The organism is Enterococcus alishanensis, assembly GCF_019218635.1.
GTDB classification, from domain to species: Bacteria; Bacillota; Bacilli; order Lactobacillales; family Enterococcaceae; genus Enterococcus_A; species Enterococcus_A alishanensis.
The window spans coordinates 166,398-190,016 of sequence record NZ_JAHUZB010000005.1 but is presented as its reverse complement, the minus strand read 5'-3'; the positions used below and the strand labels follow the sequence as shown (position 1 = coordinate 190,016).

At 35.9% G+C, this 23,619-nt stretch carries 23 protein-coding genes; 20 read left to right on the top strand and 3 right to left on the bottom strand.

All coding sequences use genetic code 11. The features are described from left to right. Positions 1-92: 92 nt before the first annotated feature. Positions 93-1,298, top strand: a complete 1,206-nt coding sequence (locus KUA55_RS13475) for an MFS transporter (protein ID WP_218326900.1) — start codon at positions 93-95, stop codon at positions 1,296-1,298. Between the two features lie 40 nt (positions 1,299-1,338). On the opposite strand, the gene KUA55_RS13470 is transcribed toward KUA55_RS13475, so the two are convergent. After that, the gene (locus KUA55_RS13470; protein ID WP_218326899.1) at positions 1,339-3,099 is read right to left on the bottom strand and encodes an ABC transporter ATP-binding protein; all 1,761 of its coding nucleotides are present in this window, start codon (positions 3,097-3,099) and stop codon (positions 1,339-1,341) included. A 2-nt stretch (positions 3,100-3,101) separates the two neighbouring features. After that, on the bottom strand, positions 3,102-4,814 hold the full coding sequence (locus tag KUA55_RS13465) for an ABC transporter ATP-binding protein (protein ID WP_218326898.1): 1,713 nt from the start codon (positions 4,812-4,814) through the stop codon (positions 3,102-3,104). 127 nt (positions 4,815-4,941) lie between these two features. Here KUA55_RS13465 and KUA55_RS13460 point away from each other — a divergent pair, with 127 nt between their 5' ends. The 10 genes from KUA55_RS13460 to KUA55_RS13415 all read left to right on the top strand — a co-directional run bounded on the left by KUA55_RS13460 (position 4,942) and on the right by KUA55_RS13415 (position 12,232). Then, positions 4,942-5,739, top strand: a complete 798-nt coding sequence (locus KUA55_RS13460; RefSeq protein ID WP_218326897.1) for a putative ABC transporter permease — start codon at positions 4,942-4,944, stop codon at positions 5,737-5,739. 113 nt (positions 5,740-5,852) lie between these two features. Further along, positions 5,853-7,028, top strand: coding sequence for a 3D domain-containing protein (locus KUA55_RS18555; RefSeq protein WP_343214726.1), 1,176 nt, complete (start codon positions 5,853-5,855; stop codon positions 7,026-7,028). 115 nt (positions 7,029-7,143) lie between these two features. Then, positions 7,144-7,467, top strand: a complete 324-nt coding sequence (locus KUA55_RS13450) for a hypothetical protein (protein ID WP_218326896.1) — start codon at positions 7,144-7,146, stop codon at positions 7,465-7,467. Between the two features lie 118 nt (positions 7,468-7,585). After that, positions 7,586-8,692, top strand: a complete 1,107-nt coding sequence (locus KUA55_RS13445) for a glycoside hydrolase family 73 protein (protein WP_218326895.1) — start codon at positions 7,586-7,588, stop codon at positions 8,690-8,692. A gap of 222 nt (positions 8,693-8,914) precedes the next feature. Next, complete coding sequence (folB, locus tag KUA55_RS13440) at positions 8,915-9,286, top strand: dihydroneopterin aldolase (RefSeq protein WP_218326894.1); 372 nt, start codon at positions 8,915-8,917, stop codon at positions 9,284-9,286. Beyond that, entirely contained in the window at positions 9,279-9,764 is a 486-nt protein-coding gene (gene folK, locus KUA55_RS13435; RefSeq protein ID WP_218326893.1) for a 2-amino-4-hydroxy-6-hydroxymethyldihydropteridine diphosphokinase, read from the top strand. The genes folB and folK overlap by 8 nt, the downstream gene beginning before the upstream one ends. Further along, positions 9,758-10,330, top strand: a complete 573-nt coding sequence (gene folE, locus KUA55_RS13430; RefSeq protein WP_425514622.1) for a GTP cyclohydrolase I FolE — start codon at positions 9,758-9,760, stop codon at positions 10,328-10,330. Before folK ends, folE begins: the two co-directional genes overlap by 7 nt. Continuing rightward, positions 10,330-10,911, top strand: coding sequence for a non-canonical purine NTP pyrophosphatase (locus tag KUA55_RS13425; RefSeq protein WP_218326891.1), 582 nt, complete (start codon positions 10,330-10,332; stop codon positions 10,909-10,911). The genes folE and KUA55_RS13425 overlap by 1 nt, the downstream gene beginning before the upstream one ends. Positions 10,912-10,914: 3 nt before the next feature. Beyond that, positions 10,915-11,694, top strand: coding sequence for a dihydropteroate synthase (gene folP, locus KUA55_RS13420; protein ID WP_246601528.1), 780 nt, complete (start codon positions 10,915-10,917; stop codon positions 11,692-11,694). 16 nt (positions 11,695-11,710) lie between these two features. Continuing rightward, positions 11,711-12,232 carry a GNAT family N-acetyltransferase gene (locus tag KUA55_RS13415; RefSeq protein WP_218326890.1) on the top strand — a complete coding sequence of 174 codons (522 nt, stop codon included), beginning with the start codon at positions 11,711-11,713 and terminating at the stop codon, positions 12,230-12,232. Positions 12,233-12,346: 114 nt separating this feature from the next. Here KUA55_RS13415 and KUA55_RS13410 read toward each other — a convergent pair whose 3' ends face one another. Then, complete coding sequence (locus tag KUA55_RS13410; RefSeq protein ID WP_218326889.1) at positions 12,347-12,496, bottom strand: hypothetical protein; 150 nt, start codon at positions 12,494-12,496, stop codon at positions 12,347-12,349. 279 nt (positions 12,497-12,775) lie between these two features. Here KUA55_RS13410 and KUA55_RS13405 point away from each other — a divergent pair, with 279 nt between their 5' ends. The 9 genes from KUA55_RS13405 to thiD all read left to right on the top strand — a co-directional run bounded on the left by KUA55_RS13405 (position 12,776) and on the right by thiD (position 23,522). Beyond that, positions 12,776-15,208, top strand: a complete 2,433-nt coding sequence (locus KUA55_RS13405) for a hypothetical protein (protein ID WP_218326888.1) — start codon at positions 12,776-12,778, stop codon at positions 15,206-15,208. Next, positions 15,205-15,927 carry an ABC transporter ATP-binding protein gene (locus KUA55_RS13400; RefSeq protein ID WP_218326887.1) on the top strand — a complete coding sequence of 241 codons (723 nt, stop codon included), beginning with the start codon at positions 15,205-15,207 and terminating at the stop codon, positions 15,925-15,927. The genes KUA55_RS13405 and KUA55_RS13400 overlap by 4 nt, the downstream gene beginning before the upstream one ends. A gap of 249 nt (positions 15,928-16,176) precedes the next feature. After that, entirely contained in the window at positions 16,177-18,033 is a 1,857-nt protein-coding gene (locus tag KUA55_RS13395; protein WP_218326886.1) for a beta-glucoside-specific PTS transporter subunit IIABC, read from the top strand. Between the two features lie 37 nt (positions 18,034-18,070). Next, the gene (locus tag KUA55_RS13390) at positions 18,071-19,534 is read left to right on the top strand and encodes a glycoside hydrolase family 1 protein (protein WP_218326885.1); all 1,464 of its coding nucleotides are present in this window, start codon (positions 18,071-18,073) and stop codon (positions 19,532-19,534) included. A gap of 25 nt (positions 19,535-19,559) precedes the next feature. After that, complete coding sequence (locus KUA55_RS13385) at positions 19,560-20,393, top strand: PRD domain-containing protein (protein ID WP_218326884.1); 834 nt, start codon at positions 19,560-19,562, stop codon at positions 20,391-20,393. 89 nt (positions 20,394-20,482) lie between these two features. Then, on the top strand, positions 20,483-20,608 hold the full coding sequence (locus KUA55_RS18550) for a hypothetical protein (RefSeq protein ID WP_281419038.1): 126 nt from the start codon (positions 20,483-20,485) through the stop codon (positions 20,606-20,608). 15 nt (positions 20,609-20,623) lie between these two features. After that, positions 20,624-20,857, top strand: a complete 234-nt coding sequence (locus KUA55_RS18365; protein ID WP_343214725.1) for an HIRAN domain-containing protein — start codon at positions 20,624-20,626, stop codon at positions 20,855-20,857. A gap of 197 nt (positions 20,858-21,054) precedes the next feature. Further along, positions 21,055-22,647, top strand: a complete 1,593-nt coding sequence (gene aspD / locus KUA55_RS13375) for an aspartate 4-decarboxylase (RefSeq protein WP_218326883.1) — start codon at positions 21,055-21,057, stop codon at positions 22,645-22,647. Positions 22,648-22,706: 59 nt separating this feature from the next. Beyond that, positions 22,707-23,522 (top strand): bifunctional hydroxymethylpyrimidine kinase/phosphomethylpyrimidine kinase, encoded by an 816-nt coding sequence (thiD, locus tag KUA55_RS13370; RefSeq protein ID WP_218326882.1) that lies wholly within the window; start codon positions 22,707-22,709, stop codon positions 23,520-23,522. The last annotated feature ends 97 nt before the right edge of the window (positions 23,523-23,619 follow it).

Sequence of the window (23,619 nt, the reverse complement as noted above, 5' to 3'; positions counted from 1 at the left end):
TAAAAGGAGGGAATAATGATGTGTGCATCGATGCGTTTGAAAAAAGATCTTGTCAAACTTACTAAAAAATAAATTTTGACAAGGAGTATGGCATGGAAAGCTCTTGGAAGAAAAAATATTTAACAATTTTATCAGGACAGACAGTTTCATTAATCGGTAGCTCCGCCGTCCAATTTTCATTGATTTGGTGGCTAGCGAGTGAATCAGATTCAGCAGTAATGCTATCAATTGCAGGATTGTTTGCTTATTTGCCTCAGATGTTTCTGGGTCCTTTTGTTGGCGTATGGTTAGATCGATTAGTTAGAAAAAATGTTGTTATTATGGCTGATTTATTCATGGGTGGAGTGGCTTTGGTTTTGTCACTGTGGTTTCTTTTGGGAAATCCAGGTTATTATATCGTTATTTTTGCGATGTTCTTACGAGCATTAGCAAATGTTTTTCACACCCCATCGATTCAAGCAATCGTACCATTATTAGTGCCTGAAAAGGAATTGGTGAAAGCCAATAGTTGGAGTCAATTTTTGCAATCCGGTGCTTTTATGTTAGGTCCTGTTATCGGTGCAGCAATGTTTGCCGCGATGCCGTTGTGGCTAATTCTTCTAACTGACTTGCTGGGTGCTTTGGTAGCATCATTTGCTTTATGGATTGTTCAAGTGCCGAATCCACCACGAACTGAACTAACATCAGAGCCTAATTATTTAAATGAATTAAAAGCAGGTCTTGCAGTTTTTAAGGCAGATAAAGCAATGTTGATTGTCTTAATCATCTCATTTATTTCAATGGTGTTCTTTTTACCATTAGGGACCCTATTTCCTTTAATGACCAGTTCTCATTTTCAATTGTCCGCTTGGTATGCAAGTTTTGTGGAACTGGCTTATGCTGCAGGGATGTTAGTTAGTGCATTTTTAATTGGTTTGAAGAAACATTGGCAGAAAAAATTATTGGTAGCTCAATTTGCTATGTTGGCTTTAGGTAGTGCTACGTTTGCAAGTGGTTTGGTGCCTACTAGTTTATTAGGTTACTGGCTATTTATAATTTGCTGTATTTTGTTAGGGAGCTTTGGCAATTTGTACAACATACCCTTTACAGCCTATATTCAAGAAACGGTAGCACCTGAAAAATTGGGGCGAGTATTCTCAGTTTTAGGTAGTGTGTTGTCAGCTGCCATGCCTATTGGTTTAATATTGGCCGGACCGATTTCAGAACAGATTGGGATCGCGGCATGGTTTTTATACTCGGGTATTTTTATGGTTGTGGCTAGCATATTCGGTTTTTTATTTTATAAAAAATATCGTTAAAAAAGAAGGTGAGCTGTTTAACGCAGCTCGCCTTCTTTGTTTAATTTTCTTCAGTAAATTGCGCATGATACAAACGATAATAATAACCGGTTTGTTCTAACAATTTTTCGTGGGTACCAATTTCAACAATTTGACCTTGATCTAAAACCAAAATTTGGTCGGCATTTTTTATTGTAGACAAGCGATGAGCAATAACGAAACTAGTGTGACCTTCCATCATGGTTAAAAAGGCTGTTTGAATATTTTTTTCCGTTAAGGTATCCACCGAGCTGGTGGCTTCATCTAAAATCAACATAGGCGGTTGACTAATCATGGTGCGCGCAATCGTCAATAATTGTTTTTGTCCATCTGACAATTTTAAGCCGGTTACACCCACAATTGTATCTAATCCTTCAGGTAAATTCCGTACAAAATCGTCCATATAAGCGGCTTTTAATGCTGCGAAAATTTCTTCATCATCAGCATTTGGCTTGCCATAACGCAGATTCTCCCGTAAAGAAGCTTCCATTAACCACGTCTCTTGTAAAACCATACCAAAATGGCGGCGCAAATTATCGCGGGAAATTTTTTGGATATCATTGCCATCGATTGTAATTTTGCCAGCGTCAACTTCATAAAAACGCATCAGCAAATTCACTAAAGTTGATTTTCCAGCACCAGTTTTTCCAACAATAGCAATCGTTTCTCCCGGTTTTACTGTTAAGTTAAAATCTTGGATTAAAGGGCGATCTTTTGAATAACTGAAAGATACATGTTCAAAAACGACTTCTCCAAAAACATCTGTTAAAACAAGAGAATTTTTCCCATCGGGTGCTTCTACTGGCTGATTTAACAAATCAAACGCACGATCTAGACCGGCAATAGCCGTTTGAATTTGGGTAGTAATACCAGATAAATCAATAAATGGTTTAGTAAATTGACTGGCATAAATAGTAAAGCTGGAAATAATTCCTACAGTAATATCTGTCCGCCCATTCAACGCTAATAATCCACCTACTAATCCTACTGATAAATAAGCCATATGATCAATAAAGCGTGAGCCTGGATTTGTTAATGAAGAGGCAAACTGAGCTTTTTGACCACGATAATAAAGTTCTTGGTTTAAGGTTTCAAAATTTTGTTGATTGACAGTTTCTCGTTGAAAAGCCTTCACAATTTTTTGATTTCCGATCATTTCGGTTATAAAGCCGGAAATATCACCTGTTAATTTTTGTTGTGCAGAAAAATATTTTTGTGACGTACGAGAAAGTATATAGGTCACTAGAAAAATAATTGGCGTAGCCGCTAAAACGATTAGCGCTAATGTCGGGCTGAGATATAGCATAAAAATCAAGGCAATAATAACTACGGTCATCCCGGCAAATACTTGGTTGAAAACCGCAGAAATGGCAACTGAAATATTATCCATATCATTGGTAAAACGACTAACGATGTCACCTTTTGTTGTCTGATCATAATAACTTAACGGCAGCTGATTTAAATGGGTAAAAGTTCTTTCTCGTAATTGTGCTACTGAATCATAAGCTACAAAATTACCTAAACGGGCAATCAAATATTGGCTGACAACTGTGACTAAAAAAATACCGACAAATAAGGTAAGAATTTTTGTAAGCTGTGAAAAGTTGACACTTCCTGTACCCACCATTTGATCAACAGAAACTCCGATTAAATAAGTCATCGTAACTGAAGTGACACCACTGGCAATACCTAAAATAATTGCAGCAATTAGCTGTTTTGGATAGGCAGTCAGGTAAGGAAAGAATAATTTTAAGGAGGTTAAAAAGCTTCTTCGTCGATTCATTATTAGGCCTCCTCCTGTGATTCTGCAAGCTTTCGATATTCAGCTGATGATGATAGTAAATTTTGATGGGTCCCACTGGCAATAATTTTCCCTTTTTCTAGCAGAAGAATATTTTGAGCTTCTTGTAAGGACCGCAAACGTTGAGAAATAATAATGACCGCAGAAGTCAAATCCTTCTTTAAAGCTTTCCGTAAATCTAGATCAGTTTGGTAATCTAGTGCAGACAAAGAGTCATCTAAGATTAATAGTTTTGGTCGTGCGATAATTCCTCGAGCAATGGTTAAGCGTTGTCGTTGACCGCCGGAAAAGTTTTTCCCATTTTCTAAGATTACCGTATCTAATTGTTGTGGCAGTTGGCGAACAAATTCTGTTGCTTGTGCAGTATCTAAAGCTTGCCAACATTCCTCATCGGTTGCATCAGCTTTTCCCCAACGTAAATTTTCTCGAATAGTTCCACTAAATAAAACGGCTGTCTGAGGAACCAGAGCGATTTCTTGACGTAAATGAGCAAGTGACCAAGCTTTGACATTGGTGCCGGAAAAGAAGAGATTCCCAGCGCTAACATCATAAAAGCGTGGAATCAATTCAATCAAGCTAGACTTTCCGCTACCTGTCCCACCGGTAATACCTAATGTCTCTCCACTTTTTAAAGCAAAGGAAATATTTTTTAAAACTAGAGCCCAATCTTCACGATAACGAAAATCCACATTTTCAAATTGTACCACCGGAACTTCTTCAAGCGTTTCAGTCACTTCACCAGTATCGGCTAAATTAATTTCAGTATCAAAAACTTGATTGATCCGGCTAGCAGAAGCTGCTGCGCGGGTAAATAAAACCACTAAATCGGAAACAATAATTAAGGCTAACAACATTTGATTCATGTAATTTATCAAAGCCAAAATCTGTCCTTGCTGTAAATGACCGATGTTAATATTGATACCACCTAAATAAAGTAAGCTAGCAACCCCGATATTCATAATTAAGGTTGTTGCCGGTGATAATAAGGAAGAGATATTGGCTACTCGGCGATTGACTTTTGCTAAGTCGTCAGTTTGTTGATTAAATGTTTGTTGTTCTTTTGGCGTTCTAGCAAAGGCACGTATGACCCGAATACCAGTTAAGTTTTGACTAACTAATAAGTTTAAACCGTCTAATTTTTGTTGCACGATTTTGTATAAAGGAACGGAAAAACGAATAATAAAAAATAAAACCAAACAAAAAATTGGTAAGATCAGTAAAAATAAAAAGCCAATTCTTGTGTCAATATAAAAAGCCATAATGACTGAACCAATACTCAAGAAAGGCGCCCGAATAACTAAACGAATAAACATTGCTAAGGCCCATTGCACTTGATTAATATCACTAGTCATGCGAGTGATTAAGGTATCTGTCCCAAAAATATTTAATTCATGATGGGAAAAGCTTTGAATTTTCGCTAACAGTTTATTTCGTAGGACGGTACCAAAACCTTGAGAGGCTACTGATGCAAAATATTGGCAGACAAAAGCACACAGCATTCCCACAATCGACAGCAACAGCATCCAGCCAGCCATCTCTATCACTTTGTTGCTATTTCCTTTGACAATCCCTTCGTCAACTAAACGCGCCATAATTAAGGGCAATAATAGCTCGAAAAAGGCTTCTAGAAATTTGAACACGGGTCCAAGGATGACTTGTAGGCGATATTTTTTGGCATAACGTAATAATGAAATCATGAAATCGTCCTTTCAAAAAACAATTACTCTTATTATAGCTGTTTGTTATATCAGAAAATAGTGAAAATTTTTTCGTATTTTAAAATTATTTGTTACACTTAGACAAAAGGTTCTAAAGGAGGGAATTATGGAACAAGAATTTTCATTAGTAGTGCTATTATTTTTTTCATATTCATTTATTGGTTGGCTGTGGGAAACAGTCTATTGCGGCATTAAAGCCCGTCACTTTGTTTATAGAGGTTTCTTATTAGGTCCCATTACACCAATTTATGGTTTCGGCGTGATCGGCGTTTTATATTTAATTGATCCTTTTCAAAAAAATATTTTTTTATTATTTGGTTTGTCATTTATATTGTGTACTATCTTAGAATATATCACGAGTTTTTTATTAGAAAAAATATTTCATCTGACTTTGTGGGATTATAAAAAAGTACCGCTAAATATTAATGGGCGAGTGGCGGTTCCTGTCTCGATTTTTTGGGGGGCAGCCTGTGTCTTTATTGTCCGGGTGCTTAATCCCCACTTGATGACTATATTAGAAGGATTGTACGCACGATTTAGTATTTTTTTACCGGTTCTTTTATTGATGCTTATTAGTGCCGATACTGGTTTTACACTGGCCAATGTGTCTTCATTAAGAAGAAGAATGACCGAACTCAGTGGAGCCATTCAAGAAAAGAAAACCCAATTACAAACCGATGTCAATCAACGCTTAGATACTTTAAAAACAGAGGCAAAGGAACGACAAACGGAAAGAAAAGAGTGGTTGGAGGCTTTCAAGGATCCCGAAACTCGCAAAAAGTTGCCAAAATTAAATTTACAAGAACGACGTTTCTTAAATGCCTTTCCTACAATGAAATCATCTGATTTAAAAAGTAGCTTGCCAGATATTCGTCAAGTAGTTAAAACATTGCGGGAAAAATAAGAGTAAATGCTTTTTGCTTCGGCGAAAAGCATTTTTTTGTAATCAGATAGTCATCTGATTGAAACATTTAACCAGCTTTTTTTTCGTATAATGTTCTAGAAGGGTGTGAGTTTGTGTTAAGGAAGAAATTTGGTATTTTATTTAGTGGTCTCTTGATGATGCAATTAGTAGCGCCAACTATTGCAGCGGCTGAAAGTGTCGAAAAATTAGATCAAGAAACAACTACATTAACAAAACAAAGTGAACAAATAAATGGAGATATTCAGTTGGCTTTAAATGCCGCCAACCAACAATATCAAAGTGTGGCAACTATAAAAGAAAAAATTGTGGATAATCAATCCACTTTAAAAGCAACTAAAACTGAAATAAAACAAACCAAAGAAACTATTGAAAAGCGGAAAAAAATCGTAGCTAAGCGCTTAAAAGAAGTCCAAGTCAATCGTTTCCATGAAAAATCGATCATTGCATTATTAGATTCAAAAAGTATTAACCAGTTTGTTAATCGGGCTTTTGCTTTAAGTACGATTCAAAGAGCAGAACAAAACAAAGTCACTGACTTAACTAATGCTCAAGAAAAACTAGTTGACTTAAAAGCGACACAAGAAAAGACCCAAGCAGATCTAGTGGAGCAAGAAAGTAATCTAACAACTGAAGCGGGACAATTAGATACGAAACTAACTGATTTAAAAACAGAATTAGCCAATAACCAGTCAAGTTTACAACAAATTAGTCAAGCTAAAGAGGTCGAAGCAGCTCGTGTTGCTGCAGAAGCTGCACAAACTGAGGAGAAAGCAGCTGAAGCTGAAAAAAATTCCGCGACAGTTACTTCAAGTCAGACAACAGAAAGCACAACAACTACAGAAAGTACAAAAGCTACAGAAGATACCACAACAGTAGAAAGTACCACAAGTTCTTCATCAACTGAAACAAGTGAAAGCCAACCAGCGCCAACAAATAATACGCCAACACCGGCACCAGTTGAAACACCGATAACTAATACTGGTGGGAAAACCATAACAATGCAATCAACTGCTTATTCTTTCGCAGAATCTGCCAATACTTTTTGGACAGCCACTGGGATTGATTTACGGCAAAATCCTCAAGTAGTAGCAGTAGATCCTAGTGTCATTCCATTAGGTTCAATGGTGGAGGTTTCGGGTTATGGTATCGCGATTGCCGGAGATACTGGTGGTGCCATCAAAGGAAATATTATTGATTGCCATTTTGCAACTGTTGGAGAATGCATTCAATGGGGACGTCGAAGTGTGACAGTAACAATATTAAGTTAATATTTAGTCAGCAGCAAATGGAGTTCATTTTTGTTGTTGGCTTTTTTTCATGCCGGTAATATAAGTAGTGATATCTGTGATAAAATAAAAATTAAGTTTTAAGGAGGCGTTTTTATTGTCAGAGACGATTGAGTTTCAAGAGTTAACATTAACACCAGTTAAATTAAAATTCACTGAAGAAGAATTAAAGAAAAAAATCACGTTTAAAGGCGCGATTTCCTCTGAACATTTAAAGGGACAGGATTTCCATTATTATCTGATGCCTAAAAGAGATTTAGAAGAGTTATTGAAAAAAACTGGTCGGACAACGAGCATGGATGATCAAAAACTTTATCATATTACGGGCTTTTTAGTTACTAGCACACTGAAACATGAATCAGTTAACGGCTACTACATTCCAACTCAGTGGGGATTTGTCCAAGTCCAGGTGTTCGATTAAAAATAATACGTTTGTAACATAACTGAAACGATTTCTTCAATTTATCAAGGTAAAATGAATTGAACTGTAAATATTAGCTGAAAAAAATGACAATCTAGCTAATCTTTAGGAGGAAAAAATGAAAATTCAAAAACTATTATTTAGCGCAGTTGTTTTGAGTACTGTTGCAGCGAGCCAAACGACCGTTTTTGCTGAAGAAATTCTTGATGACACAAACGTAGAAGAAGCGACTGAACAAAATTCAATTATTGTTGGTGAGACGACTGAAAATCCTCTAACAAATGGAGAAAATATAGAAACAACCCATCCAGCAAATGTTTTGGGCGCAACATCAAATACACGAGCAGCAAGTTCTTATCAACAAGTGTTTATTGATAGCGTGGCACCTTCAGCTAGAACTTTAGCTGCTGAAAATGATATGTATGCATCAGTAATGATTGCTCAAGCCATTATTGAAAGTGGCTGGGGTCAAAGTGCGTTAGCAGCAGCACCAAATTATAATTTATTTGGAATTAAAGGTAATTATAACGGTCAATCGGTGACCTTTAAAACCCAAGAATACGTTAATGGAGAATGGATTACAATTGATGCAGCATTTAGAAAATATCCCTCTTATGCGGAATCTTTATTAGACAATGTTAAAGTTATTAAAACGACTTCTTTTAGTAGTGGCGTTTATTTTTATGCAGGAGCATGGAAAAGTAATACAAATTCTTACAAAGATGCAACAGCCTATTTGCAGGGGCGTTACGCAACTTCGCCTACTTATGCTAGTACCTTAAATAGTGTAATTGAAAGTTATAATCTGACTCAATATGATAATACAAATTCAAATTCCATGTATCGTTTGTACAATCCAAATAGTGGCGAGCATTTTTACACGAATGATGCCAAAGAAAAAAATTGGTTGGATTCTGTCGGTTGGAATTATGAAGGTGTTGAATGGCAATCTCCTAAGTCTGGTTCTGAAGTTTATCGTTTATATAATCCAAACTCTGGCGATCACCATTATACTTTGGCTGCCGACGAAAAAGATCATTTAGTAAAATCTGGCTGGAAATATGAAGGTCGTTGTTGGTACTCTGGCGGTTCAACCACTCTTTATCGTTTGTATAATCCAAATGCAAAGACTGGAACCCACCATTACACCAAAAATACGAATGAACATAACAATTTAGTAAAACAAGGTTGGCGTGATGAAGGTATTGGCTGGTATGGTCAATAAACAATTGTTTGCCATGATCTAATTGAAATAGCTGATCTATTAAAAATCGGTCCTTTAATATATGCTTATCGTCAAGGTTTGCATCTAAGGGATACCGTTCTTTAATAGATCTTTTTTTTATTAGAAGAATATTTTTGATTCTATTTACTCTTTTAATGGTCGGAATCTAGTAGTTTTGCTATGATTAGCGTACATGCTATTTTTTTAAAGGAGTTAATTGAAATGGATAAGATTCGAATTAAAAATTTACGTTTTTATACCTATAATGGTGTTTTACCGGAAGAAAAAAAATTAGGGCAACAAATTGCTTTAGATATTGAAATGCAGACGTCCTTAAAAAAAGCAGGAAAATCAGATAATGTTGCAGATACAGTTAGTTATGCTGAAGTAACTGAAAAAGTTAGTAGACTGGTTCCATCAAAAAGTTTTGATTTAATGGAAGCCTTGGTTTCGGCAATTTTAGATGTCATTGAAGAAAATTTTGGCGGACAATTGACTAAAGCAATAGTCAAGGTACGCAAATATTCAGTACCGATGCCGGGAAATTTTGATCATATTGAGATTGAAATGGAAAGAGAGTTTAATCATGCTTAGTTATTTAGCTTTTGGTAGCAACCTAGGTGATTCTTTAGCTACCTTAAAAAAAGGTCGAACACTACTGGCAGAAAGATCCGACATTTCTTTATTGGCCTCTTCTAAGTTATACGAGACGAAACCTTATGGAGATGTGGTGCAAGATGATTTTCTAAACGGTGCAATTTTGGTGGAAACGAGCTTAACACCTGAGGAATTATTGACAGCTATTCATCAAGTGGAGGCAGACTTGGGACGTCAACGGATGATTCATTGGGGACCACGAACGCTAGATATTGATATTTTATTATACGGTGATGAAAAGATTGATCTACCGATATTGAAAATCCCCCACGTGGAATTAACTAAACGTTCTTTTGTTTTAATTCCTTTGAAAGATATTTATCGAGAAAAGAACCTCTTGGGAGAACCGATTGATTATTGGATTAACGCATCAGGCAATCAAAATGAAGTGAAACTAAGCACAAAGGAATGGTAGAGATGGACAGCGAAAAAGAACAAATTATTGAAAATGCAGTGAAAGAAATATTAACAGCTATCGGTGAAGATCCAGAACGGACTGGTTTATTAGAAACTCCGAAACGGGTAGCAAAAATGTATCAGGAAATTTTTAGTGGACTGATGACACCAGCATTTGATGACTATAAATTGTTTGATAGCAAAAATGAAGACGATATGGTTTTAGTGAAAAATATTCAGTTTTATTCGATGTGTGAGCATCATTTGTTACCATTTTATGGCAAAGTTCACTTAGCCTATGTTCCAGCTGGTGGCAAAGTGATTGGTCTAAGTAAAATTCCGAGACTAGTGGATTATTGCTCAAAACGTCCAAGCGTCCAAGAAGATTTGACTGTGATGATTGCAGAAAAATTGGCTGCTAATATTCCTAATCAAGGTATCGCCATTGCAATTGAGGCTGAACATATGTGTATGACTATTCGTGGCGCAAAAACGCCCCATAGTTTGACGAAGACTTACCATTATACTGGAATTTTTAAAGAAGATCGTGATTGGAAACAAGATTTTTTACAGGCGCTTAAGTAATGGAAATAATAGTCGCTACCAATAATCAAGGAAAATTACTAGAGATGCAGCAAGGCATTTATGATTCAAATATTTCCTTAGTATCTTATCAAAAATACTCGCAGATTGCTGAAAAACCACAAGAAGCAGGACAGACTTATTTTGAGAATGCCTACTTAAAAGCCAAGTTTTATCAAGCGAAACTGAAACAACCAGTTTTAGCGGATGATGGTGGTTTAGAATTGGTCGCCTTTCCTGAAATTTTAGGCTTGAAGACGCAGCGTTTTTTCAAAAGTAGTGATCCGTTAGATCAAAATCAAGAAATTTTGGCTTTATTTCAAAATACGAAAACTTCAAAAAAAGTCACATTAAAAGCCACACTGGTTTATTTAATGGATGAGAGCAATTATCTGACCAGTGAAGCCAGTCTAGTGGGAGAAATCGTCCCACCAAAAGGGACTATGGGCTATGGTTTTGATTCGATTATAAAAATTCCTGCACTAAATAAAACTTTGGCTGAAATGACCGACTTTGAAAGAGCACATTATAGTCCAAGAATTCAAGCGCTAAAAAAAATATTGCTGAAAATCAAAGGAGATTGATCAATGGATTTTACAAAAAAAGATCAAATTATGGGGATTGTGAATGTTACTCCAGATTCATTTTCTGACGGTGGAAAATATAGTGATGTGGCTGCGGCCATTGCCCACGGGAAGCAATTAGTAGCTGATGGTGCAGATATTTTAGATATTGGTGGTCAATCGACTCGCCCGGGATATCAGGAAGTGTCGCCAGAAATTGAATTAGCGAGAATTATACCTGTAATTGAAGGATTAAAAAGTTTGGCGGTACCAATCTCAGTGGATACTTATTTTCCTGAGGTTGCTAAAGGGGCTATTCAAGCAGGAGCAAGCATCATCAATGATATAAAAGGTTTGGATACGCCTGATATGGCAGAAACCTTAGCGAAATATCCTGAAGTCAAAATAATTATTATGCATTCGAGAAAAAGAAATTCACAAAGCTTGGCTGTAGGATTGGCTGATTTTTATGCTGAGAAAATTGCATTATGCGAAAAAGTCGGGATTTCACTGGCGAATATTTGTTTTGATCCCGGTGTGGGTTTTGGCAAATCAGCGGCAGAAAATATTGAGTTGGTGCGGTACCCTGAAAAATATCGTTTTGAAAATTACCCTATCTTGTATGGGATTTCTCGCAAACGGACGATTGGTCACTTGACGGGAGAAGAACAAGCAGATCAGCGGGATTTTGGTTCAGTGACGGCTTCACTCTTTTTGTTAAATCAAGGGATCGAAATTGTCCGAGTCCACAATGTGTTTGGGATGAAACAAGCTTTGAAAACATGGAGAAGTCTAGTGGATTAATTTTGGGGGAATCAGTATGACAAAAAAACTAAAAAAAATGACAGTTTCAGATGTGAAGATTTTACAAGAACTAAGTATAACAACCTTCACTGATACTTTTGCTGCAGGAAATACTGCTGAAAATATGAAAGCTTATCTGTCTGAAGCTTATACAATTGAAAAATTGACGGATGAATTGACTAATTCTGAGTCAACTTTTTATTTTATATATTTTGAAGAACAGCTAGCTGGCTATTTAAAATTAAATGTTGGCTCTACTCAAACTGAAAGCATCCTAGATAATGGCTTAGAAGTGGAACGAATCTATATTTTAAGTCAATTTAAACGTCACGGCTTAGGACGCTTTTTAATTGAAACAGCAATTGATATGGCACGAAAACAAGGAAAAGAAATTATTTGGTTAGGAGTATGGGATCAAAATCCAAAAGCTCGGGCCTTTTATGAGTCACTAGGATTTGAATATTTTTCTGCCCATACTTTTGTAATGGGGGATGATCCGCAGACAGATTTAATCATGGTGAAAAATTTAGTAAAGTAAAACTGTCAAAATTATTTGGCAGTTTTTTTTGGACAACAAAAAAGGCATCTACCGCTAGTCTTCAGTAGATGCCTTTACATAGAACTGGAATCGTTCATGTGAGAATTACACTCCTTATGCGATTTTTTTTAGTTCTTGTACTGCTTGTTCGATAGTAACACCAGTCGCAAATTGGTTTGCGTCAGCTTCATTAAATACAATAAATAGATTTAAATCAGTATTTAGTGTTACTCGATATTTTAATTCAGTGTTATAGAATGTCATATTCATTCTCCTTTCTTGATCTAAACGAAAGGCAACTATTACGCTGATAACGAAATTCCATTGTTATTATGACACAAATTAAAAAATTTAGCTATTCTTTTTACTTATGATTTTTGAGAATCTTAAGATTTCAGCTATTTGCCTTCGTTGTTTTCAGTATAAAGTAAGTATGTAATTTTTTAGTAAAAATAAAGTTAAATGTAGGTAAAATACCATTTGTTTTAATAAATTTACGTGGTAAGCTCATAGTGAAAGCGTTTCCTGTGAGGAGGGGAATGAGTGGGCAAATTAATGAGGAAAATAGCAATTGTTAATGGTTATCTATTATTTGTTTTAGGGTTATTTTTACCAGTGATAAATGGTAATACTGGGAAATTTACTTTGATTGGTTTATGGACAGAAAGTCTAACTAGTGGAAATTTCTCGCATTTTTGGACAACGCAATTTCCAGTAGGAATCGAGGCAGAGATTGGCACGGGTTTTTTAATATTGGTGATTATAGCCAGCTTTTTGGATGCTGTTGTTTTGACTTTTAGGAAAAAAACTAAAATCTTACCGATGATAAAAAATGTTGCTTTATTTTTTGCCATCTTTTTCCTAGGACAATTTTCATTCTTTACAGCTAGCCCGGGAGTTTTGCCAATGCCGATTTTGGCGTTATTAGAATTTCTCTTAATGCGTTATCTGGAAGGAAAAGAAGAACGAGATCAGCAATATGCTGAGCAAACCCGTAAAAATAAAGCAGAAAAACTGGATAAAGAACAACGATTAGCCTTTAAAGGAAAATATCCCAGTTTGTTTAAACAGATTATTAATAAAAATCTTTTCTTTTACCGCCAAAATCTATTGATCTTGTCAGCGGCTAATTTTGTTTCGTATCTTTCAATTGCATTGTTAATTTTTTCGTACCGTTCTTTTTCGGCGGGACAAAGTCAGCAAAGTATATTTGATAAAACTGGGTTATTGCCGATTTTTATTGAGTCTGGTGGTATTTTGGTTTTATTATTGATTATATTTTTAACCTTTATCAATGGGATGTATTTAACCTTTAAAGAAAATCATGGAGAATTATGGTTTCTTTTAGGGATCCGCCGTAAAACCTTTTTGTGGATGTTGATTCGAGAGTATTTGATTTGTGTTGGTGTTTCAGTTGTTGTTGGTATAATTGTAACCCTTCCTTTGATTCGTTTGGATTTTTGGACGTATCTTTTAGCAATTTTGATTCAACTTTTTTTGGCAGTTATAACTTTGGGTTTTCATCAAGAAAAGACCTTACGATTGTTACAATTTAAGCCTAAAAGTACTCAGAAGGTAGCACGCATTAATTTTCGTGGGAAAATAATCTGGTTATTGATTGGTCTGCTTTTTTTAGGTATTACTTTTTGGTGGTTTGCCCGGCGAAAATCAGCCGAAACATACTTAGTACTGATTACTTTAGCGATTGGGCTAATCGGCTTGGTGAATGGCTTGTTAAAAATTTTTATTGCATGGTTACAAAAACGCCGAGACTATTTACAGCATTTTTTAACCTTCAATGATTTTACTTACCGCTTCCGAAAAAGTGCAAACTTGATTATTATCTTAATTTTGTTACAAGTCTTTAGCTTAGGTTTTTTGTTACCACGACTGATTACTGGTGAAATGGTGCAAGTGGATCAATTATTTCCTTATGATATTGTGGCGAAGATTCATAATGAAGAATTGCCCCAACTTGAAAAAATAAGTCAAAAATATCAAGGAAATCTACTGACTTTTCCGATGGTACCGATCACTTCAGTTGATGGAGATTCTGATCCAGAAATCTATGGTGTCGCCCGACCGATTATGTATATTCAAGGGCAGCAGATAGGAATTTCAGAAACAACTTATCAGAAATTAAGGAAATTGGTTGGTGAAAAAGAACAACCTTTAAATTTAAAAAGGAACCAGTGGCATGTGGTTTATCAGCAAGGAATAAATGTCTCAGCACAACCAATTGATTGGGATCCTGGTAGTAAAGAACCGCGGCTAAGAATCGGGACACCATTAGATTTTTATGATACCAATGATATTGATCGAATCTTTCCAATGCGGGATATTAAAAGTCAGGAACGAAATATTCTGACGGGTATGTTTCAACGGGGATTACAAGAAAATCTAGTTGTTTTAGCCGATGAGGCATTTCCTAAAACACAACAGAAATTGGTACTTATTCAAACCAATCACGGGAAGAAAATGGTTGATGAACTACAATTTATCGATCAAAAATATGCATCAGACCGACGTTGGGATGAAAAAATCCAACCTTATTATTGGAAGGATCAACAAGAGATAGATGTAAAAAATGAAAATAATCTAGAAATGATTGTGCTAGTCTTCTTATTAGTTATCAGTTTGTTATTGAGCTTTAGTTTGTTGTTGACCAAGTATTTAGGTGAAAAAGATTTCTGGACTGAAAAGCAAAACTTACTACTACTTTTAGGAGCAAGAGAAAAAGAACGGCGAAAAATTTTGAATCAACAATTGCGTTTATTTTTCTGGCTACCATTAATTATGGCGGGGCTAATTGGCATAGTGTTCATTTTCATTATGACCAATATTAGATTTTTTAATCAACAAGAAAGTCTGCAATTTTTCTGGCGGATAATAATCGTTGATAGTTGTTACGCCGCCGTTTGGTATCTAGTCTATCGAGTGTTTGGCAATCAAATAATGAAGTGGGTGAGTAAATGACAGCAATTATCACAGCCAAAGAAATTTTTCATCATTATGATCAGCAGGAAGTTTTAAAGGGCATAGATTTAACGATTAATGAGGGTGATTATATAAGTATTATGGGTCGCTCCGGTTGTGGGAAGACTACCTTAATGAAAATTCTAGGCCTAATCAATTTTCCCTCCAGTGGTGAAGTCTTTTTTGAAGGAAAAAATACTTGGAGTCTCTATCAAGACGAATTATCAGATATACGCCGAAAGAAATTAGGTTTTGTCTTTCAGGATTTTCAGTTGATGGAAAGTATTACCGTTCGGGAAAACATGTTGCTCCCGGCGATTCTAGATAAACGTTCACCAGAAGAAGCTGAAAATTATCTAGCTAGTTTGATTGATACACTGCGTTTGCGACCACTATTGAATAAATTTCCTCAAGAATTATCTGTAGGTGAAAAACAGCGAACAGCCATTTGTCGCGCTCTAGTAAATCAACCTAAGATTATTATGGCAGACGAACCTACGGGAAACTTAGACAGCAATGCTGGCGCAGAAGTTTTAGCAATTTTCAAAAAAATCAATCAAGAATTAGGTGTCACTATCTTAATGATTACCCATGATAGTAAAGTTGCCAACAGTGCAAAAAAAGTAATCTTTTTAAAAGACGGCAAAATTTATTCTGATTTGGAGACAGCCGGAATTGAAACTGAAGGAATGATTGCGGAAAAAATGTTAGAAGTGTAAAAGGGATGGCATGTGAAAATCATGTGCCATTTCTTTTTTGATTTATTTCAAAAAAACTGTTTGCGTTTTCAAAAAATCCATGCTAATATACAGACATTGATACAGGCATGTGACTGGTAATGCAGGCAGGACCTAAATAAGTTGTTATTACGTTTCTTTATGGGCGTAATGTCGATTTATTTAAGTTCTGCCTTTTTTGTATTCATTCGGCCAAGTGAATGCAATAAAATTTAGAAATGAGGGAATCGTATGAATTACCAAGAAACCGCAAAAGAAATCGTTGAAGAAATCGGCGGCAAAGAAAATGTTGCCCATTTAGAACATTGTTCTACAAGATTACGTTTTACGTTAAAAGATAAAAGCAAAGCCAATGAAGAAGCGTTAGGAAAAATTGATGGCGTTATGGGTGTTCGCCAAAACGTTCAATTGCAAGTAATTATTGGTAACGAAGTAGTAGAGGTTTTTGATCAAGTTAAAAATTTAATCGGTGACGGTGCAAGTACAACCGGTAACGATGACGGACCCAAAGAAAAGCAAAAAATTGGCGCAGTTATCTTAGACTTTATTATTTCCGTTTTCCAACCATTAATTCCAGCTATTGCTGGAGGTGGGATTTTACGTTCATTACTATTGTTGGCATCACTTGTCGGCGTAATGAGTGATCAAAGTCAAACTTACCAAGTATTATACCAAATCGGAGGTGCACCACTTTATTTCTTACCGATTTTAGTAGCCATTACAACAGCACGGAAATTGAAGGTTAATGAACTGGTGGCTGTTTCGGTCGTTGGTGTCATGATTTTACCTAGTTTGACTGCTTTAATTACTGAAGGCACGTCATTATTGTCTTTTGGGATAGAAAACATTGATTATGGTTCACAAGTTTTTCCAGCAATTTTAACCGTTTTATTTTATGCAGTAATGGAAAAATTCTTTACTAAATACTCTTTCAAATCAATTCGAATTTTCTTTGTACCAATGATGAGTTTATTAATTACTGCACCGGTGGCTTTATTAATTTTAGGCCCATTAGGTTTTAATATCGGGACAATTTTCTCTGGTGTGATTGTCGCTTTATACAATCAACTTGGTTGGGTAGCAACTGGATTATTAGCGGCCGTTTTACCATTAATGGTTGTTACTGGGATGCACAAAGCAATGATTCCTTATGCTGTCTCTTCAATGAGTGAGTTAGGAATGGAATTACTATATTTACCAGCATCGTTAGCTCATAATATTTCTGAATCAGGTGCTAGTTTTGCTGTTAGTTTAAGAACCAAAGACAAAAAACTAAAAGCTACAGCAGTTTCAGCTGGGATTTCTGCTTTGTTTGGGATCACTGAACCGGCGCTTTATGGAGTTACCATTTTACACAAACGGGTATTATATGCTGTGATGGCATCCAGTTTAATCGGCGGTGCAGTTGCTGGGTTAACAGCAATTCGAGCTTTTGCTTTGGTGGGACCCGGACTTGCTAGTATCACAATGTACGCTGATCCTTCTGATGCAATGAATTTAGTTTGGGCCTTTGTTGTTTTAGGATTGTCCTTTGTGTTGTCATTTGTCATTACTTTAATCTTCTTTAAAGATGCAAAAGTGGAAGAAACAGTTGAAAAAACTGAAATGCCAACAAATTTATCTTCAGATTATACTGAAACGTTAGCAAGTCCTTTAACTGGTAAAGTGATTCCTTTAAGTGAAGTAAAAGATGAAGTTTTTTCTAGTGGTATGGTAGGCAGCGGTGTCGGTATTCTTCCTGAAGAAGGAAAGTTGTATGCACCAGCTGATGCGGAAGTTACAATGGTTTTTGAAACAGGTCACGCACTAGGCTTACGGTTAGATAGTGGTGCTGAAATTTTATTTCATATTGGGATTGATACAGTTCAAATGCAAGGTGATGGCTTTACGCCAAAAGTTCAAGCAGGTGATCAAGTGAAAAAAGGTCAATTGCTAATTGAATTTGATATTGCAAAAATTGAAGCTGCAGGTTTTGATCCAACAGTAATTTATGTAGTCACCAACCATGATAAATTTAACGTGGCTTCTTTAGAGACAGAAAAAGAAGTAACCAATGAATCAGATTTATTGGCAATCAGTTTAGCTTAAGATTAAAAAATAGTGTAAAATATAAAGGAGCTTTTTTATGACAAACAATGCATTTCCAGAAGGATTTTTATGGGGTGGCGCGGTAGCTGCTAATCAAGTTGAAGGAGGCTGGAACGTCGACGGTAAAGGAATGTCGGTGGCTGATATTGCTTCTTACAAACCAAATATCGATAATACAAATTATGCTGCTCATTGGGAAGTTTCAACAGAATCGATTGAAGCTGCCATCGCTGATCAAACAGATAAAGATTATCCAAAACGTCGCGGAATTGATTTTTATCATCGTTATAAAGAAGATTTGGCTTTGTTTGCTGAAATGGGATTTAAAACTTTACGTTTATCGATTGCTTGGACAAGATTATTTCCAACTGGTGAAGAGTTAGAACCAAATGAAGCGGGTGTCGCTTTTTACGAAAATGTCTTCAAAGAAATGGAACGTTTAAATATTGAACCAATCGTCACTTTGTCCCATTATGAAATGCCTGTATCATTAAGCTTAAAATTTAATGGTTGGGTTGATCGTCGTGTCGTAGATGATTTTGTTCGTTTCTCAAATGTTTGTTTTGATCGATTTGGAAAATATGTTAAGTATTGGTTGACGTTTAATGAGATTGATAGTATTCACCGTCATCCTTTTACTACTGCGGGAATTATTCCTGATAAAAGTGCCGAAGGACGCTATATTGCTGATGTTTATCAAGCGTTGCATCACCAATTTGTGGCAAGTGCCCTTGTGACAAAAGATGCCCATGAAAAAATTCCTGGTAGTCAAGTTGGTTGTATGCTAACCAAACTAATGACTTATCCCTTAACATGTGCACCTTTAGATGTAGAATTAACTTTAAAGAAAAACCTGGAAAATGATTTTTATGCCGACGTTCAAGTTTTCGGTGAATATCCACGAATGATTATCAAGGACTTAGAAAAACGCAATTTGATGCCAGAAATGGTTGAAGGCGATAAGGAAATATTGAAAGAACATACTGTTGATTTTGTGTCATTTAGTTATTATATGTCGATGGCAGAGTCAGCAGATCCAAATGCTGAAAGAACACCAGGAAATACTGTTTTAGGAGTGAAAAATCCCTACTTACCATCAACTGAATGGGGCTGGCAAATTGATCCTAAAGGGTTAAAAATTTCCTTGATTGAATTATATGATCGCTACAATGTGCCATTAATGATTGTTGAAAATGGTATGGGTGCAGTAGATAAAATTGAAGATGGAAAAATCCATGACGATTACCGGATGGAATATTTCACTGCTCATTTTAAACAAATGAAAGAAGCCATTGATGAAGGCGTTGATTTAGTTGGCTATACTAGCTGGGCGCCAATCGATTTAGTCAGTGCGGGGACTTCTCAAGTGTCTAAACGCTACGGATTCATTTATGTTGATGCCGATGATGAAGGCAATGGCACTTATGATCGGATGCGCAAAGATTCTTTCTACTGGTATCAAAAAGTAATTCAAACAAATGGCGCTTCTTTAGCTGAATAATTTTTGATAAAAGGGGAAGAGGCTTGTGAGCGTAATCAAAAAAGTATTAAATTCGAGTGTCGTGTTAGTTGAAAAAGATGGGCAAGAAATGATTGCGTTAGGTAAAGGGATCGGCTTTGGGAAAAAAGCTGGTGAGCAGCTTTCTGATGAACAAGTAGACAAAATCTTCTTGGAAGCAACTGAACAAAAATCTTCGCAAATTGCTGAATTAGTGAGTGAAGTTCCTTTCGAATTCTTTCAGCTGACACGAGATATTATTGATGACGCAAAAAAACAGTTAAACAAAGAATTAAATAATAATTTATATCTGAGTTTGACTGATCACTTGCACTTTGCGGTTGAACGAGCTAGAAGCGGGATGCAGATTACCAACCGACTCCATTGGGAAATTAAAAATTATTATCCTAAAGAATTTCAAGTATCATTAGCAGCCTTAGAAAAACTAAATCAGTTGTATCAGATTGATTTACCAGAAGAAGAAGCGAGTAATATCGCGTTTCACTTAATCAATGCTGAAAATAATGAACAGACAGATAGTTTTCGCTCAGCAAAAATGATTGGCGAGATTGTCAATCTGGTACGCTATTCAATTCAAAAAGAAGTTGATGTTCATTCGTTACATTATAATCGTTTTATTACCCATGTACGTTTTTTTGTCGAACGATTTTACACGGATGGTTTATTACAAGAAGGCGAGGAAGCCTTACATGGTCAAATGTGGACCTTATTTCCTGAAGCCGCTGAAATTGCCGTGAAAGTCCGAGATTATCTAGAAAAAAGCTACGAACGTCGGATTCCAGATGAAGAAACTTTTTATTTGGCGGTGCATATTAACCGTCTGATGAAACACACAAATTAATCCATGACTGTCGAAGGGTACCATTTTCGACAGTCATTTTATGTTAAAATTATTGTAAGCGTTTAATTAATTAGGAAGCTGGTGATGATATGTTAAACAAAGAAGAATTATTAAAATCATTGCAAGATCATAGTTATGAAAAAAGTCGTCATTTAATGGACTTTCACGTTGCTGGTTTTGCTTACGGTGAGGGTCTGGAAGTGATTGAAGAATGATCTTTAGGCAAAGAAGTGATTTTAATAGCAGAATCAGACAATCCCTATGATCCAGAAGCTGTTGCAATCTTTTATCAGGATCGAAAAATTGGTTATGTACCAAAAGATCGCAATACTTTGTTAAGCAAATTGTTGTATTTTGGTCATGGGGATTTATTTGAATCACGCATTCAATATGCAAATCGTGAGAGCCATCCAGAAAGACAATTCCGCGTAGTAGTAAAAATTAAAGATAATCGAAAAAAATAAAAACTCTCATCTGACAACTGGATGTTACAAATTAAAAATAAGCTTAGTTTTTTTTAAATTATCAGAATATTAGCAATCATTTTATCCTGCAAAGAAAACAATAAGTTTCCTCTTAAATAGGCGACTTCTTACTTGAATTACAAGCGTTATGGCGTTCAAATAGAGGTATCAAGAGAAACATATGGAGGACGAGTAAAATGATTGTAAAAGATGAAGCCAAAGAAAAGTTGAGTCCTTTTGAATTGAGCTTATCTTTAGAACAAGAACTAATCAAAAATGGCCAAACTCAAGGATTATTAAATGCCGGACGAGGAAATCCAAACTGGACAGCGCCAACCCCCCGTGAAGCTTTCTTTTTATTAGGTCAATTTGCGACTAGCGAAACCTTACATGCAGACGGCAATTATACGGCTGGTCAAATTTACCAAAGTGAAAATCGCAGTCAACGTTTTGAAACCTTTTTAGCAGGTCAAACTTCAAAAGGTGCTAACTTTTTGAAAAAAATCTGGTACTCGGATAATAATTTCCTTGGTATGCCGCGAGAAGAATGGTTAAGCCAAATGTTAGATTATATTATAGGCGACAACTATCCTAATCCAGTTCGATGTTTACCCGCAGCTGAAGGTCCGATTAAAAAATATTTGAACCAAGAATTATTTTCTCATTCTACAATTCCCTTTGATATTTTTGCGGTTGAAGGCGGAACAGCAGGAATTTGTTATTTATTTGATAGTTTAATGAATAATTTCTTGTTGAGTAAAGGTGATCGGATTGCTTTAATGTTACCAACCTTTGCGCCATATTTGGAGATTCCCGAGTTACCTCAATATCAATTTGATGTAGTGAAAATCCATGCCAAACAAACTGTGATGGAAGGAAAGAGCACTTACCAATATGCCACGAGTGAAATTGATAAATTAAAAGACCCAACGATTAAAGCAGTCTTTGTAGTGAACCCAAGTAACCCAACTGCAAATGCTATGTGTGGCAGTACAATCGATCAAATTAAAAAGATTGTCGCTGAAGATCATCCCCACTTAATGGTTTTAACTGATGATGTTTATGGCACTTTTGTTCCTGATTTCACTTCTTTATTCAGTGAGTTACCGTATAATACGGCTTGTATTTATTCTTATTCAAAATATTTTGGTGCAACAGGCTGGCGTATTGGTACTATTGCAGTCGCTCAAGAAAATATTTTTGATGAATTGATTCGCAGCTTAGGAGATAAAAATCGTAAGAGTTTAAATGCTCGATACGCATCAGTTTCTCCCGAGCCTGAAAAAATTTCTTTCATTGACCGGATTGTGGCTGACAGTCGAGACGTTGCTTTAAATCATGCAGCAGGCTTGTCTTCAGTCCAACAAGTGATGATGACGATGTTTAGTCTATATTCTTTACTAGATGAAGGTGAGGCTTATAAAGCTGAAGTGATGGCGATTTGTCATGAAAGAGAAAAATTACTTTATAAAACGTTAGGTTTGGATGAACCGTTAGAATCTTTAGATACAGCTTATTATTGTGAAATTGATTTTAATAATTGGATTAACACTCGTTATGGCAAAGATTTTTCTGACTATTTAAGAAATAATTGGACCATTACTCAATTATTAACTTCTTTAGCTGAAAAAGAACGCTTGATGTTACTTAAGGCTGACGCATTTGGTAGTAGTGATTGGGCGGTCCGGGTTTCATTAGCTAATTTACCAACGGATCAATATAGTGAAGTTGGCAAACGAATGATTCGCTTGGTAGAAAATATTCGCCAAGACTGGTTAAAAATTAAATAATTCGACAGGGATTTTTAACGCGGTATAATGTTTCCAAATAGTTTTTTAGGAGGAACATTATGGCAAACGAATATCCCCAAGCATTAACCATAGCAGGTTCAGATAGTGACGGTAGCGCAGGTATGCAAGCTGATTTACACACTTTTTTTGCAAGGAAAGTGTATGGTACGTCTATTATGACAGCTTGTGTCGCCGGTAATTCTTACGGTATCGCTGCCCAAGTTCTGTTACCTACAGATTTTATTTCAAAGGAATTTGAATTATTGGCAGCAGATTATCAGATTCGTGCCAGTAAAACAGGTATGTTGGCAAATACTGAATTGATTGAGACAGTTGCCGAAAATTATCTAAAATATGATTTTGGTCCGTTAGTTGTTGATCCAGTGATTATGACTAAACACGGGAATATGTTGTTAGAAGAAGCAGCTTTTGAGTCCTTAAAAAAATTATTGGTTCCATTAGCAACAGTCATTACTCCTAATTTTTACGAAGCACAAAAGCTAACCAATCTAAACATTCAAACTGAAATCGATTATGTCAAAGCAGCAAAACAGCTACAAAAATTAGGTGCCAAAAATGTCATGATTAAAGGACGTCACGACGATCCACAACAAGCCAGAGTAAATGATTATGTGTTATTAGCCGACGGCAAAGATTTTTGGTTGAGTGAACCTTATCATCATACCGATCGAATTAATGGCACTGGTGATACCTTGTCTGCATGCATCGCGGCAGAAATTGCAAAAGGGACTGATATTGAAACTGCCATTCGAATTGCTAAAAAGTTTGTCAATGCGGCAATTGAAAAAGAAATCGCTGTTGGTCATAAATTCGGACCGATTAATCATTGGCAAGCCGAAGATAATATTGAATAATTTGCGACCTCTCGTTGATTCGAGAGGTTTTTTTGAATTAATTATTTAAGGTGAAAATGGTCTGTGTTGATTCAATTGTATTCTTTGATTTTCGGTG